Consider the following 15,706-nt stretch of genomic DNA (forward strand, 5'->3'; position numbering starts at 1 on the left):
GTCAGACTCCCTCGTCGAGGATGGGAAAGCGCGTGGGCATGGTGCCCGTCGCCCGGGCAATGGCGTTGGCCAGGGCCGCCGCCGCGCTGGGGTAGCCCAGCTCTCCCACGCCGCCCACGCGGTCGTCGGAGCGCACGAGGTGCACCTGGATGGAGGCGGGGGCGTGCTTCATCCGCAGCCACCGGTAGTCCGCGAAGCTGCCCTCGCGCACCGCGCCCGCGTCGATGTGGAGCCCGGCGCTCAGCGTGGTGGACATGGCGTCCATCGCGGCGCCCTGGAGCTGGGCCTCGATGCCCTTCGGGTTGATGGGCAGGCCCACGTCCGCGGCGATGACCACGCGCAACACGCGAGGCGTCCCGGACGTGACGTCCACTTCGATGAGGTGGGCGATGGCGCTGTCCCACTCCTCCAGCACGGCGACGCCTTGAGCGACGCCAGGAGGCAGCGCCCGGCCCCAGGCGCCTTCGAGCACCACGCGCTCCAGCACGGCCTTGAGCCTGCGGGACGTGAGGCGGGAGCGTCGCAGCTCCACGGGGTCTCGCTGGAGCTCGCGGGCCAGCTGGTCGACGAAGATCTCGTTGGCCACGCCCACCTGGCTGGTGAAGACGGAGCGGAAGGAGGCGGTGGGAATCGGGAGCGGCACTTCGGCCAGCTCCTGCGCCACCCAGCCGAACTGGTAGGGGACGTGCTGCGTCAGCGCGAAGAACACCGCGCTGGTGACGTCCGGCAGGACCTGACCGACCAGCGAGGTGAGCAGGTCTCCGAAGCCGTGGGGGAACTCCACGGTGGGAATGGCGGCGCGGTGCTGCCAGCCGAGGATGGAGCCACCGGGCCCCAGCGAGGCGAGGATGCGGTGATGGCTCGCGGGCCGGTAGTGCCCGTGGCGCATCTCGTCGTTGCGGCTCCACATCAGCTTCACCGGATGCCCGAGCGAGCGCGAGATGAGCGCTGCCTCCACGGCGGCTTCGGTGAAGAAGCGTCGGCCAAAGCCACCGCCAGCGCGGATGGGATGCACGGTGACCCGCTGCGGAGTGAGCGCCCATCCGAGCGCCGCGGCGACCTGGCTCCGCGCGAACTTCGGATCCTGGACGCCGGACCAGATTTCCGCGGTGTCCGTCGTCACGCGCGCCACGCAGCTCTGCGTCTCCATGGGCGCGTGCGCGAGATAGGGGAAGTCGAAGCGACCTTCCACGACCCGGGTCGTGAGCAGCGGAGGCAGCGGCCGGGGCCCGATGGCGTCACGCAGCCGGGTCCGGATGTCTGCGTCGGAGAGGTGGCTGGCCGGGCCAGGGGTCCAGGTGACCTGCAAGGCGTCGCGAGCGGCGAAGGCCTGCGAGTACGTCCGCGCCGCCACCGCGATGCCTGAAGGGAGCTGCACCACGCCCACCACGCCGGGCAGGGCCCGGGCCGTGGAGGCATTGAAGGACTGGACCTTGCCGAGCAGCGTGGGAGGCCGCGCCACCACCGTGGGCACCGCGTCCGGGATGTCCAGGTCCAGGGTGAAGCGCGCCGCGCCGGTGACGATGTCCCGTGCGTCGACGCGTCCCGTGGGCTGACCGACCACGGTGTACTTGCTCGGAGACTTCGGCAGAGCAGAGACCTCCGGCAGCAGCACGCGAGTGGCGTCCTCCGCCAGCTCGCCATAACCGAGCCTGCGGCCGTCGGGAGCACGCACCTCGCCCTGCGCGGTGGTGAGCGTGAGGGCCAGCACCCGCCAGCGGTGCGCGGCGGCGGTGACCAGTCGGGCCCGGGCCTCCGCGGCGGCGGCGCGGAGAGGACCGGCCAGGTAGCGCATCGTCGACGAAAGGCCGGTGAGCTGGATGAGCCAGCGCGGATCCGCGTCAGCGGTGTGCACGTCCACGGCATCGAGGCCGAGGTCGAGCTCCTCCGCGACGAGCATGGCCACGGCGGTGGTGATGCCCTGGCCCATCTCCGTGCGGGGCAGGGTGGCGACGACGCGACCGTCGGTGCGGACGGCGACGTAGAGGTTGAGCGGCGTCTCTTCCGGGGCCGCCGAAGGCTCTGCGGCCTCGGCGGAGGGAACGTCGAGCGCGAGCCGGGCCGCGATCATCAGCGTGGGCGACGCCACCAGCCACGTAAGGAACTTGCGGCGCTCGATGCCGCTGGAAGGAGGGGCTGCGTCCGTGGGCAGCGTGTCAGCCATGGAGAAAGTGTGTCACGCGGCCACGGGCGGACCCAACGACCTGGCAGGCCCTGTGCGGCACCTGTCATGTGGAGCGCGGAGAACATCCGGGACACGACCCTGGACGGTCCTGAAGCGCCGCGCCGTTCCAGGCCGGCACGGCATCGAGGGCGGTGTCTCGTCGAACCGGACATGCCCTCGGTCGGGTCAAGCATCCGGCGGCATGCGGTCCGCGTGCTGTCAGGGCTGCTTCAACTCCGCGCGAGGCTTGTGCCGGGGCGCGCGGGTCCTGGCCGCCGGAGCGGGACGCGCACGCTGCTTCAGGGGATACTGGCCGCCGGTGTCTCCGTGGAGACGGGGACGAGGATGGTGGGCATGCGCAGGTGGTTCGTCGGTGGGGTGGTGATCCTGGTGGCGTGCGGCTGCGTGCTGTTCCTGGCGCTGCGCTCCGGAGGCCCCTCCACGCCGGAGGACAACGCGGAAGCCGCGCTCGCGCGGAAGCGCCCCGCGAACCCTGTGCCCACCCCGGAGCGCTCCGGCCCCGTGGAGGGGCTCCCGGCGTCGCAGTCCCCGAGCGAATCGGATGGCATCCTGGACGTGGAGGTGCTCGCGGGCGGGAAGCCTTCGCCCGGAACCACCGTGCGGCTCTACGCACGAGGCGCGCGGACGTCCGAGTGGACGCTGACGGGCTCCGGCCTCACGGATCCGGCGGGACACGTCCGGCTCGGTGCCGGTCCCGGCCGCTACCTGCTGGCGGTGCGCGCTCCGGACCGGGCCTCGCTCCTGCGCGATGTGGTCCGCCCTCACGGTGAGTCACTCACTGCGATGAGCGTCTCCCTGGAGCCCGCGCAATCGCTCACGGGCCGCACGGTGGTGCGCGGAACGAATGAGCCGCTGCCGCTCGTGGAGGTCGTCCTCACGGCGCACGCCCGCGAACTGGAGGTCTGGCAGCGCGTGGATGCTCCCGACGACGAACGCGTCTATTCCACGAGCGACGAGCGGGGGAACTTCCGCATCGACGGACTCGCCCCGGGCACCTATCTGCTGGAGGCCCGCGCCCCCGGCTACGCGCGCGTGGTGCTGAGCCGTCTGCGCATCCCCACGGAAGGCCCGCTGACGCTGGCGCTCCGGCTGGCGAGCGTCATCGAGGGCTTCGTCGTGGACTCGAAGGGCCTCCCGGCCGCGGATGCCGAGGTGCGGGTGGGGGGCAATCCCTCCCAGGTGGTGACGACCGGCGCACAGGGCGGCTTCTCCGTGGAGGTGGAGCCCGGTACCCATCCCCTGTCCGCGCGGCGCGGCGAGGAGACCGGGGCGCTCGACCTGCCGGTCCTCTGCGCCGCGGGCAAGACCGTGCGCGATGTGCGGATCCAGTTGGGGCCGGGCGCGGTGCTGGAAGGCCGCGTCGTGGAGGAGTCCGAGGGCACGCCGGTGGCCGGAGCGCGTGTCGACGTCAGCTTCTCAGGCGGTGACGGAGACCCCAGCGTCGCCGTGTCGGACGCTGAGGGACACTTCATCGTGCAAGGGCTCGCTCCCGGCAGCTACAACGCGAAGGTCACGGCTTCGGGCTACTCGCCCGACACCCGTTGGGGCCTGACGGTCACCCAGGGCGAAAGCTTCCCCGTGGAGTTCAAGCTCTCACGCACCGGCGCGGTGGAGGGCCAGGTGCGCGATAGCACCGGCGCGCCGGTGGCGGCGGCACGGATCTCGACCGCGAGCATCGGGCGCTTCGAAATGGACCCGAGACCCATCGAGGCCCGCACCGACACCGAGGGCCGCTACCGCATCGAGGGACTCGCCACGGGCTACATGTCCCTCTCCGCGCGCCATGAAGGAGCGACGACCGGCGTTCGCCAGTCGGTTTCCGTGAAGGCGAACCGCACGGTCCAAGCGGACTTCACGTTGGATGTCACGGGCACGGTGGAGGGCCGGGTCCGCGCGGCCCGGGGCTCGCTTCGGGACGTGACGCTGGAGGTGACGGCCCTGGCGGATGACGTGTCGCAAGGCGTGACTCCAGACATGGGCCATGTCTTCGTGGATGCGGAAGGCGCCTTCCGGATGGCCCTTCCTTCGGGCGACTACACGCTCCTGCTCATGGCGCGCGGCCGCTTCAGTCAAAACGAACAGAAGCGGGTGCGCGTGGACGCGGGGAGGACGGCTCAGGTCGAGCTCACCTGGGAGGAGCCGCGCGGCGGGAACGAATACCGGGGTGTCGTCCTGGAGCCGGATGGCGCGCCCTCGCCCCGTGCTGTCATCACCCTCACCACGACGGAGAGGCAGGACATTCCCCTGTCAATGACGCCCACGGATGAGGAGGGACGCTTCGCCATTCCCGTTGGCCGCGTGGGAGGCTCCCCCACGCGCCGCGTGCTGATGAGCGCGCGCAACGGTGGACGCTCGAGTGAGCCCGTGCCCGTGACGGTCGACCAGGACGTGGTGGTGCGGCTGCGGCCCTCGGCCTTCCTTCGCGGCCGTGTGGTGCGCAAGGGTGAACCCGTCCGGGGCTTCACCGTGTCGTTCCAGCTCCAGAAGGGCTACCTCCCAAGGGGCGACGTGCCCCTCGAGTTCTCCGGCGACCGCTTCGAATTGCGCGACGTTCCCCCCGAACCGGTGAAGCTGACGGCACGCACGGCGGACGGCTCTGTTGGCGAGGCGCTGGCCTCTCCCGGCACGGGCGCGGTGCTCGAAGTGGACATCCCCGTGACGGCGTCGGCCACCGTGCGGGGCCGCGTGGTGAACGCGACCACGAAGGCACCCGTCCCTGATGCGTTCATCTCCATCGAAGGCGAGCAGGGCTCCCGCGAGCACGCTTACACGGTGGAGGGCCGCTTCCTCATCAGTGGCGTGCGCGCGGGTGAGCGCGTCCTCCTCATCCAGGGAGGCCCGTCCCAGGGCCGGCTGCGCCGGCCGTTGAAGTTGAAGGAAGGCGAGGAACTGGACCTGGGCGACGTCGCCCTGGAGGTAACGCAGCCCACGCCGTGAGGCGCTCAGCCCGGCTTGCGCCGCCATCCCGGAGGAGGCCCGTCGCGCAGCACTTCGGCCACCGCCACCGCGCAGGCGAAGCTGGTCGTCATGGGCACCTGCATCCAGTGGCCGCCCATGTAGAGCTTCACCTCCCGCTCCTTCACGACGTGGTCCACCTTCACGTCCGCGCCCACGCGCTCCATGAGGGCGGGGTCGCCCACGGACACCACTGACTCCAGCTGCGCGGGCAGGGTGGGCATGCCGCCCGCGGAGGAGGCGATGATGGCGCCCCGTGCCGCCGCGCGGTCGGTGACTTCGCGCATGGACGCCTCCAGCGCGCGATGGGTCGTGCCCAGGCTCAGGTTGAGCACGTCCACGCCCACCTCATCGAGCATCCACCCCATCGCCTCCACGAGGCACAACGAGTGTCCGCGGATGTTCTGGTCGAGGACGCGGGCGACATAGACCTCTACATCCGGCCAGGGACGGACCTGGTCGTAGAGGATGCTCAGGACGGCCGTGCCGTGCCCGTGCGTGTCCTCCAGGTCCAGCGTGCCCGTGCCGTCCCGCCACGCCGCCAGCTCCTCCCGTTCGTAGGCGCGCGCCTCCAGCACCTGCGCGTCCAGGTCGAGCGAGAAGGTGGCCGCTCCCGCGAGGTGCATGGCGTGCTCGCGCAGGAAGGCCACCTCCACGCCGCTGTCGATGATGCCCACCTTCTTCACGGAGAGGTGCCTCCCGGCCGCGAAGGGCTCCAGAGCTTCAGTTGCCGGAACACATAGGTGCCCAGCGACACGGACTCCGTGCGGGGCGGGACGGCATCTGGAACGGACACGGTCAGGTGCACGAGCGACCCCGCGAGCACCATCCCCGCGCCGAGCACCGCGATGAGCAGGACCGTGAGCGTGCCAATGCGCCGCACGACGAAGAGGCCGGCGTGGTCCGGGTCCTCCAGGATCGGCAGCCGCGAGGGCAGCGGCGCAGTGGGGCGTGGGAGCTCGTTCGCCATGACCGGGACCATTCCTTCCGCCGCGTCAGGCGGCGTCCGCCTCGCCCATGCCCGCACGGAACAGCCGCTGGTACGGAGCACAGCGCGCGAGCAGCTCCGCGTGCGGCCCCTGGCCCACCAGCCGGCCTCCCGCGAGCATCCACACCTCATCCGCCAGGGGCGTGTTGGCCAGCCGGTGCGTGATGAACAGCACCGTCTGGCCGCGCTCCCGGGCCCGCGCGAGCAGCGCCCGCACGATGGCGGACTCCGTCTCCACGTCGAGCTGTGAGGTGGCTTCGTCCAGCAGCAACACCGGCGCGTCGCGGAGTACCGCCCGGGCCAGCGCCAGCCGCTGGCGCTGGCCGCCGGAGAGGCTCGCGCCCGCTTCGGCCACCGGCGTGTCGAAGCCCTGCGGCAGCGCGTCGAGGACGGGCTCCAGCGCGCACAGCCGCACGGCCTGACGCAGGTCCTCCTCGCTCACGGCGGGGAGCCCCAGGGTGAGGTTGTCGCGCACGGTGCCGTGGTACAGCTCCACGTCCTGCCACACCACCGCGAGCTGCCGGCGCAGGTCGGACAGCTCCAGCGTCCGCGCGTCCTGCCCGTCGAACAGCACGCGCCCCCGGCCCGGCTCCTCCAGCCGCGTCAGCATCCGCGCGAGCGTCGTCTTCCCGGAGCCACTGGAGCCGACGATGGTCACCACCGTGCCGGGCCGGACGCGCGCGCTCACCTCGCGCAGCACGTCCTGCCCGGGCAGGTAGCCGAAGGACACGTCCTCCAGCTCCACCTCGCCGGAGAGTCGTTGCGTCACTGAAGCCGGCGGCGTCAGCGAGCGGGCCGGGTCCTGCTCCGGCGTCTCGTGCAGGTACTCGAAGAAGCGGCGCAGGTGGACCCCGCGCTGCTGCAGGCCGGTGACGAAGCCGATGACCTCGATGACCGGCCCGCGCAGGTACGCGGCATAGGCCACGAAGGCCACGAAGCCGCCCAGCGTCAGCTTCCCCTGGAGGATGAGCCGCCAGCCCAGCCAGGTGAACAGCGCCGTCTGCGCGGCCTCCACCGTGCGCTCGAACAGCCGCAACATCCCCTCCACCCCGTGGGCCTTGAGGTGCGCCCGCAGCACGGACTGCATGAGCCCCGCGGCGCGCTGGTAGATGAACGGCTCCAGCGCGAGCACCTTCGTCGTGCGGCTCTGCCGCAGCGTCTCCACCTGGAGCGCCTGGAGGGCGCCGTGCACGCCCATCACCTCCTGCCACGCGAGCCCCATGGCGCGGCCGATGAGGAGCGGCACCGCCACCACGAAGGGCAGCGTGGCCACGGCCGCGAGCGCCAGCTCCCAGTGCAGCGACGCCAGGGTGAAGGGGATGACGACCAGGAAGGTGAGCTGCGAGAAGACGAGCCGGATCAACCCCAGCACCAGCGCCATGCCCGCCTTCGCGTCGTCGAAGCGGCTGGTGAGCTCCCCCACCTGGCGCCGGGAGAAGAAGCGGTCCGGCAGGTGCTGCAGGTGGTTGAAGAGGTAGAGCGCGGAGGAGCTCTCCAGCTTCACCGTCAGGTACGCGGAGTAATAACCGAGCAGCGACTCCGCGAGCGCCGCCGCCACCGACGCGGCGAGGATGCTCAGCACCAGCACGTGCAACAGCCCCAGGTCCTGCGGGGATGACACGTGGTCGAACAACAGCCGCGTGAGGAAGGGCGGGATGAGGCACAAGGCCGTGATGACCGGGCCCAGGAGCGCGCTCCTCGCGAGCGAGCCCCACGCGGGACGCAAGAGCCGCAGCAGCGCGGCGAGATAGCGCGCCGACTGCCGCAGCCCGGGAGCCCCTTCTTCTTGCATCGCGCCGCCCGCTTCCATCACAGGTGCGTGAGCACGCTCCGCGCCAGCGCGTCCACTTCCTCGGGGATGGCGTGGACGCGCAGGCCGGTGTGCTGCTCCATCTTCCGCCGCGCCTCCTCCAGGACTTCATCCCGGACGCCCAGGAACCACGTCTCCGTCCAACGGCTGCCCAGGAGCTTGCGCCCGCCCATCATCGCCAGTCCCACCACCGTGCAGGGCACGTTGTGCTCACGGGCCAGCAGCTCCAGGTACTCGCGCGTCGCGATGACGTCCTCGGGCTTCGTGTCCACCGCCACGGTCAGCACCACCAGTCGCGGCAGGAACGTCTCGTAGATGAGCGTGGAGGCGTTGGCCCGTTTGTCCATGCCCGCCGGCACGTAGAGCAGACCGTTCTGCCCGCCGGTGATGACCAGGTCGCAATCCTTCGCCAGGTCCGCCATGAGCCGCCGCTCGAACGCCAGCCGCTGCGGGCCCTCCACGCGCAGCACGCGCGAGTAGCCCGTGTCCGAGCCCAGCAGGATGCCCGTGGGCTCCGTGGCGTGGTGGCGCACGCGCATGTGCTTCGCCAGCGCCTCGCGCAGGTAGACCTGCGTGGTGAACTTGCCCTGCACCGTGTCCGTGCCGAAGACGCCCAGCAGGTTTCGCGGGCCGTAGTCCACCGGGTCCGGCTTCGCGAGCGCGTCCTGCTCTGGCACCGCCACGCGGAAGAAGAGGTTGGGGTCCGGCTCCAGCCCGTCAAAGAGGTCGTAATAGAGGATGTCGTCGTACAGCGACACCACCGGCAGCCGCCTGCGTGTGGCCACCTCCAGCAGCGCGCGGACGTGCGGGACCTCCGTCTCGAAGTTGAGCGAGCAGGTGAACACGACCGCGTCGAAGTCATGGCGCGCGATGGCCGCCGGGTCGTTCACCACGGGCACGGACAGCTCACCCGCCTGGATGTACGTGCCCGCGTCGCTGAGCGTCACCGTGTCGTCGAAGACGACGCACGCCGGGGCCGGCCCGTGGTCGCGGAAGCGCAGCAGCGCGTAGCCCTCTTTGTTGTACTTGAAGACGGCGGTCCGCTTGCCCGCGAGCACCTCCATCACCTGCGCGCGCGTGTACATGTGGCGGCTGCGCAGCGTGGGGTTCATCTTCAAGGGCAGCCGCTGGTCGCCTTCCCAGATTTCACCCAGCTTCTGGTACAGCACCTCCGGGTCGTACTTGGGATAGGTGCGGGTGTCCGGCGCGATGAGCAGCGGCACGCCGTAGTCTGGCATCTGGAAGACGTGCTCGCGCTCGGAGCCCTCCACGCGCAGCGCGTAGCGGCCCTGCGGGTGCAGCAGGAAGTACTGGAACGCGACGCGCAGGCCCGCGACCTCCAACACCTCCGCGTCCAGCGTCAGCTCCCGGCGCGCCCCGGTGTTCACGCCCTCCAGCGACAGCCGGCGCAAGAGGAACGGCGGCTGCTCCTGCCCGTCGGCCTTGCTCACCTGGATGAGCACGCACTTGAAGGGGTCCACCGGGAAGGACGTGAGCAGCTCGGAGGAGAAGTCCTTCAGCCGCGACACGACGTCCGCGTAGCGCGCCAGGAACAGCGCTCTCGCCCGGTCCCGCTGCGTCGGGTCCGGAATCATGAACAGCAGGTCGCTGCCACTGAAGACCTCGAAGCGGCGCCACGTCTCGCGCGTCTCCGCGTCCACGGGCTCCGGCAGCTGCGCCTCCACCAGCTTGATGAGCGCGTACATCCAGGCGTTGCCCGGCGTCAGCCAGTGCTCGCTGTAGAAGTCGCGCCCCCACGTCGAATAGTAGAGCCGGGGCAGCGACGGCGGCTCGGGAGGCGGCGTGGCGGCCTGGATTTCGACGGGCGCGGCGGGCTGCATGACGCCCTCCAGCCAGTCGATGCCTTCGTGCCACCAGTGGCCGAACAGCTCCGTGTCGAACGCGAGCACGAACGTCTGTCCGTCCTGGACGAGCGAGCGGCGTGAGTCCAGCAGCTCCCAGAACTCGCGCACGTGCCGCTTCACCTGGGCGCGGGCTGCCTCCACGTCGTAGAGCGCCTTCTGTCCCAGGTCGACCTTCTGTCCCGTCACCGCCTGGTACTTGAGGCCCGTCCACACGTGCCCCCGCTTGTTCGCGGGCACGGGCACGCCCAGCTCCTCGAAGTACTCAGGCCGCAGGTCGAAGCCCACGTCGCGGAAGAACTCGCGGTACACCGGGTGCGCGGGGAACGTGGACTCGGGCGATTTCCACAGGTACAGCCCGATGCGGTAGTCGTGGACCATCACCTCCAGGTCCTCGTGGCGGAACACGCCGCTGGGATCCTGGGCCTGGGACGCGCCAATGCCCGTCAGGCTGAGCGCGGTGCGGCGGATGCCATGGCGCTTGAGCACGCGCTCCAGCCCCGGCTGGAAGGCGCACTCGGGCAGCCAGAGGCCGTCCGGTTCGCGGCCGAAGATGTCCTGGAAGGACTCCACGCCCCGCGCCACCAGCCGGTCCGCGACGGCGGGCTGGAAGAAGGGCAGGAAGTTGTGCTGCGGCGTGGAGGTCCACAGCTGCACGTTGGACGGCCGCGAGCGCCCCAGGGAGGTGAACACGTCCCGCAGGCTGTGCTGGCGCAGGAACGCGAGGCTGTCCTCCACGCGGCGCAGGTACATGCCCGCGGTGCGGTGGACCTTCGCGAGCGACTCGTCCGACAGGGATTGGGGGAACTTCTCGTAGCGGTTGTAGAGCTCCAGCCGCGACGTGCGCTCCAGCTCGCGCGTGGCGATGCGCTTCAGCAGCTGGAGGTAGCCGGTGTAGCGCTCCTCGCAGGCGACGAGCTGCTCGAAGAGGCACGGGGTGAAGGACATCACCAGCGTGCCGGCGAAGCGCTGGGCGTCCCAGCGCTCCAACATCCGGAACAGCGGGATGTACGTCTCCGTCAGCGCTTCGAAGAGCCAGTTCTCCGGCTCATCGAAGAGGGGCCCCTCGCCCAACACCTGCGGCATGTGGGTGTTGAGGATCAGGGTGAGGCGCGTGTTCATGAGGGGACCGCGAGACGGGGGGAAGCGGGGGAGGCACAGCGGACCGCGGGGCTAGGCGCCGCCGCCGCAGTCCTCGGAGGGGGACGTCGCGCCGTCCTCGGAACACAGCCGGTGGGCCGAGTTGTAGAGGTCCTGCCAGACCGTTCCCGGCCCCGAGGCGACGAGCGTGTACGTGGTGCTGGAGAAGTTCGACGTGGCGAAGCCCTGGACGTCCGGGCCTCCGTTGACGAGCTCCAGCAGCTCCGAGACATCCTTGCGCGTGAATCGCATCGGGGACCTCCGTGTGGCGGGTGGAACAGCGGAAACGAAGGCGCGGGCCGCGGACTACCCGCAGCCGAACGTGGAGCGGTCCTCGGCGGTGACGGAGCCGCCGTCCTCGCAGGTCCACTGGTAGGTCCAGTAGTTCTGCCAGACAGCGCCGCCGCCAAACGAGGGGACCAGGTTCCAGGTGGAGCCGGCGAAGGTGGAGGTGCCGAAGCCCTGGACATCCGGGCTGCCCTGCACCGCGTTCAACAGGTCACTGACGTTCTTGCGCGTGTAACGCATGGGAGTGCTCCGGGTGTGGCGTGGGGAAGGGGCGAAGCGGGGCGCTAGTAGCAGCCCACCTGGGACCGGTCCTCAATGACGACCTGGCCGCCGTCCTCGCACATCCGGTGATTCGGGTTGTAGATGTCCTGGTAGATGTAGCCGCCCGCCGACGGGGTGATGTTGTACGTGTAGCCGCCGACGGTGGACGTCCAGAAGCCCGTCACGTCGGGGTTGCCCTGCACGGTGTCGAGCAGCTCGGAGATGTTCTTGCGCGTGTACCGCATGGTGAGGACTCCAGGTGATGAGGGGAGATCAGCGGATCCCTGAATCCTAGGAAGGGACGGAGGAGCGGGCAAGGCAGGGCAGGGCAGGGTCCCCGAAGTGTCAGGAAAGACGCGCAATTTCCTGTTTCACGGTGTCACGGGAACCCCGGCATCCCCCGGCTCAGTTGCTGACGAGCGCCAGGGCCAGGGCGTCCTGGTTGCGGCCCCGGAGGGTCGCGATCTGCTTGTAGAGGCTCCGGCTCGTCCAGCAGGCCTCGTCGTCGGGGAGCGTGTTCATCCGCTGGAGGTTGTTGGCCAGCCGCTGTGTCTCGTCCTCGCCGAGGCGGATGCTGATCTCGACGAAGGACTGTGCCACGTCGCTCGTCATGACCTGCCGGGGCAGGGGAGACTGCCGCAGCTCCGCGGCCAGGGCACTGGCCGTGATGACGCTGAAGCGCCCGAGGGTCTCGTCATCCATGCCGCTGAAGATCCGGTTCAGCCCTTCCGCCGTGATGTCGCCACGACTGAACGCGGCGCAGTCCTTCTCGTCGGCCAGGTCCACGATCAGGGAGAGGGCTTCCGCCCGCTGTATCAGGATCCGGTCGGAGAGCCGGCGCAGTCCGGCCTGCGCCAGCTGCATGGCCTGCTGTTGCCGCTCGACGCGACTCATGGTTGGAGTGACTTCGAACCACTGCCGGATTTCGGGGTAGGTCTTCGTGGCCAGGGCCCATTGCCGCAGGTAGCGATCCATGCCCTCGGTGGAGTCGTTCTCGACGAGCGAAGCCACCAATTGCTCGTAGTCCACGGGCTGCCGTCGTTGGTACGCACGCCAGCCCATGGACGAACTCACCGTCACCACGGCGACAAGCGCTCCTACCAAGACATTCTTCCCCACCTTCAACACGTGGGCCAGGAGGCTCCCGAGACCTCCCACCACGGCACCGATCAATGCACTGCCCAGCACGCTGGACCAATCCATCCATTCCCCCTCTGCCCTCAGGCGAGGATGTGAATGTAATGGCTTGGAGGGGCCGCCGGTAACGTACGCCCCGTGAGGGTGGGGCCCTACCCGTTGCGAGCGAGGGGGAGCCGGGGCCGCATGCCGACGTTCAGCCAGGGTTCGAGCGCGAGCTGGACGCCGCACGCCGCGACGGTGACGAGCGCGGCGGTGAAGCCCGGCGCCTTCCACGCGCCGACGACGGCCGCCGTGGCGATGACCCAGGGGCGGATCAGCGTGAACGGCCCCAGGACCACCACGCTCGCCAGCGTCCGCGCGTCAGCCTCCGCGGCGGCCCAGACGCCCAGGCCCATCAGCGTCAGGGTCGCATAGGGCAGCAGCACCCAGAGGATCGCCTGCGCGCAGACGAGCAGTTGGGGGAACAGGCCCGGTGAGAACAGGCAGGCCCCTGCGATGCCGGCACCCACCAGCGCGGTCGTGAAGAGTCCCCGCCCCATCCCCCGGCGGATGGCGGCCCGGTAGTAGTCGGCCTTGAAGATGCGGGCATCCCGGCCCGAGGCCACCCGGAAGCCACAGAACGCGGCGTCGGTGACGGCAAGCAGCGCGAGCAGCACCGGAAGGACGGCGTTCATGAAGTGGGTCCCAACCGTGAGCGCAGCGGACCCAGGTGGCGCTGGAGCGGTTCCCACAGCTCCGCGCGCGTTCCAAGCGTGGCGGTCATGGGCCGGAGCATGGCGCCGAGGAGGTTCCGGGCCCCGTCCAGGGACGCGCAGGTGAACCCCGTGGCGGAGCGGGCCGCCGACAGCAGGGCCTGCGTGGGATGGGCGCGCCGCGCGGAGACCACGCCATCGTGCCGAGCGAGCGGCTCCCGCATGCGGGCCTGGTGGAACATCCACGACCCCCAGGGCGAGAGCACCGAGTGCTGGATGTCGTAGTGCACGAACGCATGCCCCTGCCGCTGGCCGGCGAAGAAGGCGTTCAGGTCGTTGCCACGGAAGTGATGCAGGACGCCCGTGGAGATGTAGATGTGGCCGGGCTGCTCCAACTGGAACGCGTTCGCGACCCGGAGCTCGCATGAGAGGGATTCCTCTTCCGCGAGCCGCCGGGCGTTCTCAATCAGCGTCACGTTCATGTCACAGCCGATGATTTCAACGTCGCGTCCCAGCCGGCCATGGGCCGCGAGCGAGCGGACGGCGTAGCCGAGCCCGCAGCCGACATCGACGATGCGCAGCGGAGGCTTCACGCCGGACTCACGCAGCGCTTGCAACAGGGGCAGCAGCACGCAGCGGATGCGGTCCGCTTGCAGGAACTCCTCGCTCAGCCGCTGCAACTCGACGTGGGAGCGCAGCAGGGCCAGGTCGCAGGCCTCGACGTCGAGCGTGTCATTGGACGCGGGAAGCCGCTGCACGAACCGCGCGGCGGACCGCTGCCCGTTCGCCATCAGCCGCGCCACCACCGCTGACCGGGACACCGGCCGCGGCTGTAGCGTCGCGACGTCGTAGTCGACGATGAGGTCTGAGATTTCCAGCAGGTCGGAGGGCATTCCAGCGAGTGCGCCGGAGTGTACCTCAACGCCGGGGCGGCTCAGCGCCCCGGCGTCGTCCCTGCCTACTCCCTCGCTCCGGCCAGCCCTGGCGGGCAGCTGAAGTGGGCCGGCACGGACCACAGTTGGCCCTCGTCGGTGTCGTTGACGGCGGTGAAGAAGATGCGATGGCCCACCCGTGTGAACGAGCCCGGAAAGTGGACGTCCGCCAGCCGGCCCTGCGTCGCCAGGGAGCCCCGGGTGAAGTAGGGGAAGACGGGCCCGAGCGGGTCCGGCGCGCCGCCGAACAGGACCTGACCCTTGCCGGTGGCGAACAGCGGGTAGCGGTACCCGTACTCCACATTGGGATTGTCGAAGAGCTGGCGGGTCCCCGCGGCGGTCCCATTCGTCGCCCACAGCGATACGTCCCTGGACACGGGGGCATCACTTCCGATGCTCACGAAGAAGTAGATGTCGCTGCCGGAGACCACGGCCGTCCGCACGGCGGGATACGCGTACTCGTCGGATGCGTAGGGATTGGGCAGGGTGGTGATCCCCGTCTTGCCACCGCCGCTCAGGGAGAGCCGGTCGATGCGCAGCCGCTTCGTCACCGGGCTGTCCACGGACGTCAGATAGACATACGTGCCCAGCGTCCCGAGCAGGCGCACGCGCTTTCCGAAGGCTTCCAGACGAATGGTCCCCGCGGCGGTGCCATTCGTCTTCCACACCTCGGAGTTGGGGCCGTCCTCCAGGATGAACAACGGCGGCTCACCCGGGCTGCTCACCCCTGAGAGGTAGGCGTTCCCCGCGTCCAGCCGCTTGACGGAGGTCGTCCCGGCCTGCGTGCCGTCGGTGCGCCACATCGTGGTGCCCGTGTCCTCGGAGAAGAAGAAGAGCAACGCGTTGCCAGCCTTCAACGTGTCGTTGCCCAGATTCGTGAGTCCGCCGAATTCCTTCACCCGCAGCGTGCCGGCCGCCGTCCCGTCGGACCGCCACAGCTCCGGCCGGGCCCCGTCTCCCGGCAGCGGCACCCAGCGGAAGAACACCAGGCGGCCATTGAGTTCCGTGGCGTTGGTCATCACGGAGCCTTCCGCGCCGGGAGTGATGTCCTTGACCAGCCGGGTCCCACCCTCCGTCCCGTTGCTGGTCCACAGCTCCATGCCGGTGGTGTCAGTGCGGGCCTGGAAGAAGAGCTTGTTGCCCACCGCGACGAGGTTCTGGGGCTGATAGACGCCCGGGGGCCCCGGAAACACCTTCACCTGGACGGTCCCTGCCTCCGTGCCGTCGCTGCGCCACAGGACCGAACCGGCGTCGAAGCCCGAGGTGACGAAGTAGAGCGTGCCCTGGACGTTCGTGAGCTCCCCCATGAAGCCCGCGGAAGCCGAGGGCATGATGGTCGCCACGCGTGCCGCCACTCCCGGTGGGCACGCCTGGGCGGTCACCTCGCGGGAGTCGTCTTCCACCGCCTCCTGCACTCCCCCACAGCCCACCCCTGCCAGACTGAACCACAGCA

The 15,706-nt window shown here is 70.1% G+C and carries 13 protein-coding genes; 1 reads left to right on the forward strand and 12 read right to left on the reverse strand.

Annotated features, from left to right (window positions below; translation table 11 throughout):
* Nucleotide 1: 1 nt before the first annotated feature.
* Complete coding sequence (locus tag D7X30_RS31465) at nt 2–2,164, reverse strand: molybdopterin cofactor-binding domain-containing protein (RefSeq protein ID WP_120566669.1); 2,163 nt, start codon at nt 2,162–2,164, stop codon at nt 2–4.
* 354 nt (nt 2,165–2,518) lie between these two features.
* Between D7X30_RS31465 and D7X30_RS31470 the strand changes: the two genes are divergently transcribed.
* A complete protein-coding gene (locus D7X30_RS31470) occupies nt 2,519–5,122 on the forward strand; it encodes a carboxypeptidase regulatory-like domain-containing protein (RefSeq protein WP_158619421.1) in 2,604 nt (867 codons plus the stop codon).
* A gap of 5 nt (nt 5,123–5,127) precedes the next feature.
* On the opposite strand, the gene D7X30_RS31475 is transcribed toward D7X30_RS31470, so the two are convergent.
* The 11 genes from D7X30_RS31475 to D7X30_RS31525 form a co-directional block, all read right to left on the reverse strand.
* Nucleotides 5,128–5,826 carry a S8 family serine peptidase gene (locus D7X30_RS31475; RefSeq protein ID WP_120566671.1) on the reverse strand — a complete coding sequence of 233 codons (699 nt, stop codon included), beginning with the start codon at nt 5,824–5,826 and terminating at the stop codon, nt 5,128–5,130.
* Complete coding sequence (locus D7X30_RS31480; RefSeq protein WP_120566672.1) at nt 5,823–6,110, reverse strand: hypothetical protein; 288 nt, start codon at nt 6,108–6,110, stop codon at nt 5,823–5,825. Before D7X30_RS31480 ends, D7X30_RS31475 begins: the two co-directional genes overlap by 4 nt.
* A 25-nt stretch (nt 6,111–6,135) precedes the next feature.
* Nucleotides 6,136–7,920: a peptidase domain-containing ABC transporter gene (locus tag D7X30_RS31485; protein ID WP_158619422.1), complete on the reverse strand. Its 1,785-nt coding sequence runs from the start codon at nt 7,918–7,920 to the stop codon at nt 6,136–6,138.
* Between the two features lie 17 nt (nt 7,921–7,937).
* Nucleotides 7,938–10,922, reverse strand: a complete 2,985-nt coding sequence (locus D7X30_RS31490; protein WP_120566674.1) for a DUF1611 domain-containing protein — start codon at nt 10,920–10,922, stop codon at nt 7,938–7,940.
* Nucleotides 10,923–10,973: 51 nt separating this feature from the next.
* Entirely contained in the window at nt 10,974–11,192 is a 219-nt protein-coding gene (locus D7X30_RS31495) for a hypothetical protein (protein ID WP_120566675.1), read from the reverse strand.
* A gap of 54 nt (nt 11,193–11,246) precedes the next feature.
* Complete coding sequence (locus D7X30_RS31500) at nt 11,247–11,468, reverse strand: hypothetical protein (protein ID WP_120566676.1); 222 nt, start codon at nt 11,466–11,468, stop codon at nt 11,247–11,249.
* 44 nt (nt 11,469–11,512) lie between these two features.
* Nucleotides 11,513–11,734: a hypothetical protein gene (locus tag D7X30_RS31505; protein WP_120566677.1), complete on the reverse strand. Its 222-nt coding sequence runs from the start codon at nt 11,732–11,734 to the stop codon at nt 11,513–11,515.
* A 160-nt stretch (nt 11,735–11,894) separates the two neighbouring features.
* Nucleotides 11,895–12,692, reverse strand: a complete 798-nt coding sequence (locus D7X30_RS31510; protein ID WP_120566678.1) for a hypothetical protein — start codon at nt 12,690–12,692, stop codon at nt 11,895–11,897.
* Between the two features lie 86 nt (nt 12,693–12,778).
* Nucleotides 12,779–13,303 (reverse strand): hypothetical protein, encoded by a 525-nt coding sequence (locus tag D7X30_RS31515; protein ID WP_120566679.1) that lies wholly within the window; start codon nt 13,301–13,303, stop codon nt 12,779–12,781.
* A complete protein-coding gene (locus D7X30_RS31520; RefSeq protein WP_120566680.1) occupies nt 13,300–14,214 on the reverse strand; it encodes a class I SAM-dependent methyltransferase in 915 nt (304 codons plus the stop codon). Before D7X30_RS31520 ends, D7X30_RS31515 begins: the two co-directional genes overlap by 4 nt.
* Nucleotides 14,215–14,279: 65 nt before the next feature.
* A complete protein-coding gene (locus D7X30_RS31525; protein WP_233591892.1) occupies nt 14,280–15,656 on the reverse strand; it encodes a hypothetical protein in 1,377 nt (458 codons plus the stop codon).
* Between the last annotated feature and the right edge of the window lie 50 nt (nt 15,657–15,706).

Origin of the sequence: Corallococcus sp. AB011P (assembly GCF_003611605.1) — a bacterium.
GTDB classification, from domain to species: Bacteria; Myxococcota; Myxococcia; order Myxococcales; family Myxococcaceae; genus Corallococcus; species Corallococcus coralloides.

Bases quoted from the DNA above. Each gene is read 5' to 3' on its own strand.
- D7X30_RS31465 (WP_120566669.1), bottom strand. From the start codon at position 2,164: ATGGCTGACACGCTGCCCACGGACGCAGCCCCTCCTTCCAGCGGCATC.
- D7X30_RS31515 (WP_120566679.1), bottom strand. From the start codon at position 13,303: ATGAACGCCGTCCTTCCGGTGCTGCTCGCGCTGCTTGCCGTCACCGAC.
- D7X30_RS31480 (WP_120566672.1), bottom strand. From the start codon at position 6,110: ATGGCGAACGAGCTCCCACGCCCCACTGCGCCGCTGCCCTCGCGGCTG.
- D7X30_RS31495 (WP_120566675.1), bottom strand. From the start codon at position 11,192: ATGCGATTCACGCGCAAGGATGTCTCGGAGCTGCTGGAGCTCGTCAAC.
- D7X30_RS31485 (WP_158619422.1), bottom strand. From the start codon at position 7,920: ATGCAAGAAGAAGGGGCTCCCGGGCTGCGGCAGTCGGCGCGCTATCTC.
- D7X30_RS31520 (WP_120566680.1), bottom strand. From the start codon at position 14,214: ATGCCCTCCGACCTGCTGGAAATCTCAGACCTCATCGTCGACTACGAC.
- D7X30_RS31510 (WP_120566678.1), bottom strand. From the start codon at position 12,692: ATGGATTGGTCCAGCGTGCTGGGCAGTGCATTGATCGGTGCCGTGGTG.
- D7X30_RS31470 (WP_158619421.1), top strand. From the start codon at position 2,519: ATGCGCAGGTGGTTCGTCGGTGGGGTGGTGATCCTGGTGGCGTGCGGC.
- D7X30_RS31490 (WP_120566674.1), bottom strand. From the start codon at position 10,922: ATGAACACGCGCCTCACCCTGATCCTCAACACCCACATGCCGCAGGTG.
- D7X30_RS31500 (WP_120566676.1), bottom strand. From the start codon at position 11,468: ATGCGTTACACGCGCAAGAACGTCAGTGACCTGTTGAACGCGGTGCAG.
- D7X30_RS31505 (WP_120566677.1), bottom strand. From the start codon at position 11,734: ATGCGGTACACGCGCAAGAACATCTCCGAGCTGCTCGACACCGTGCAG.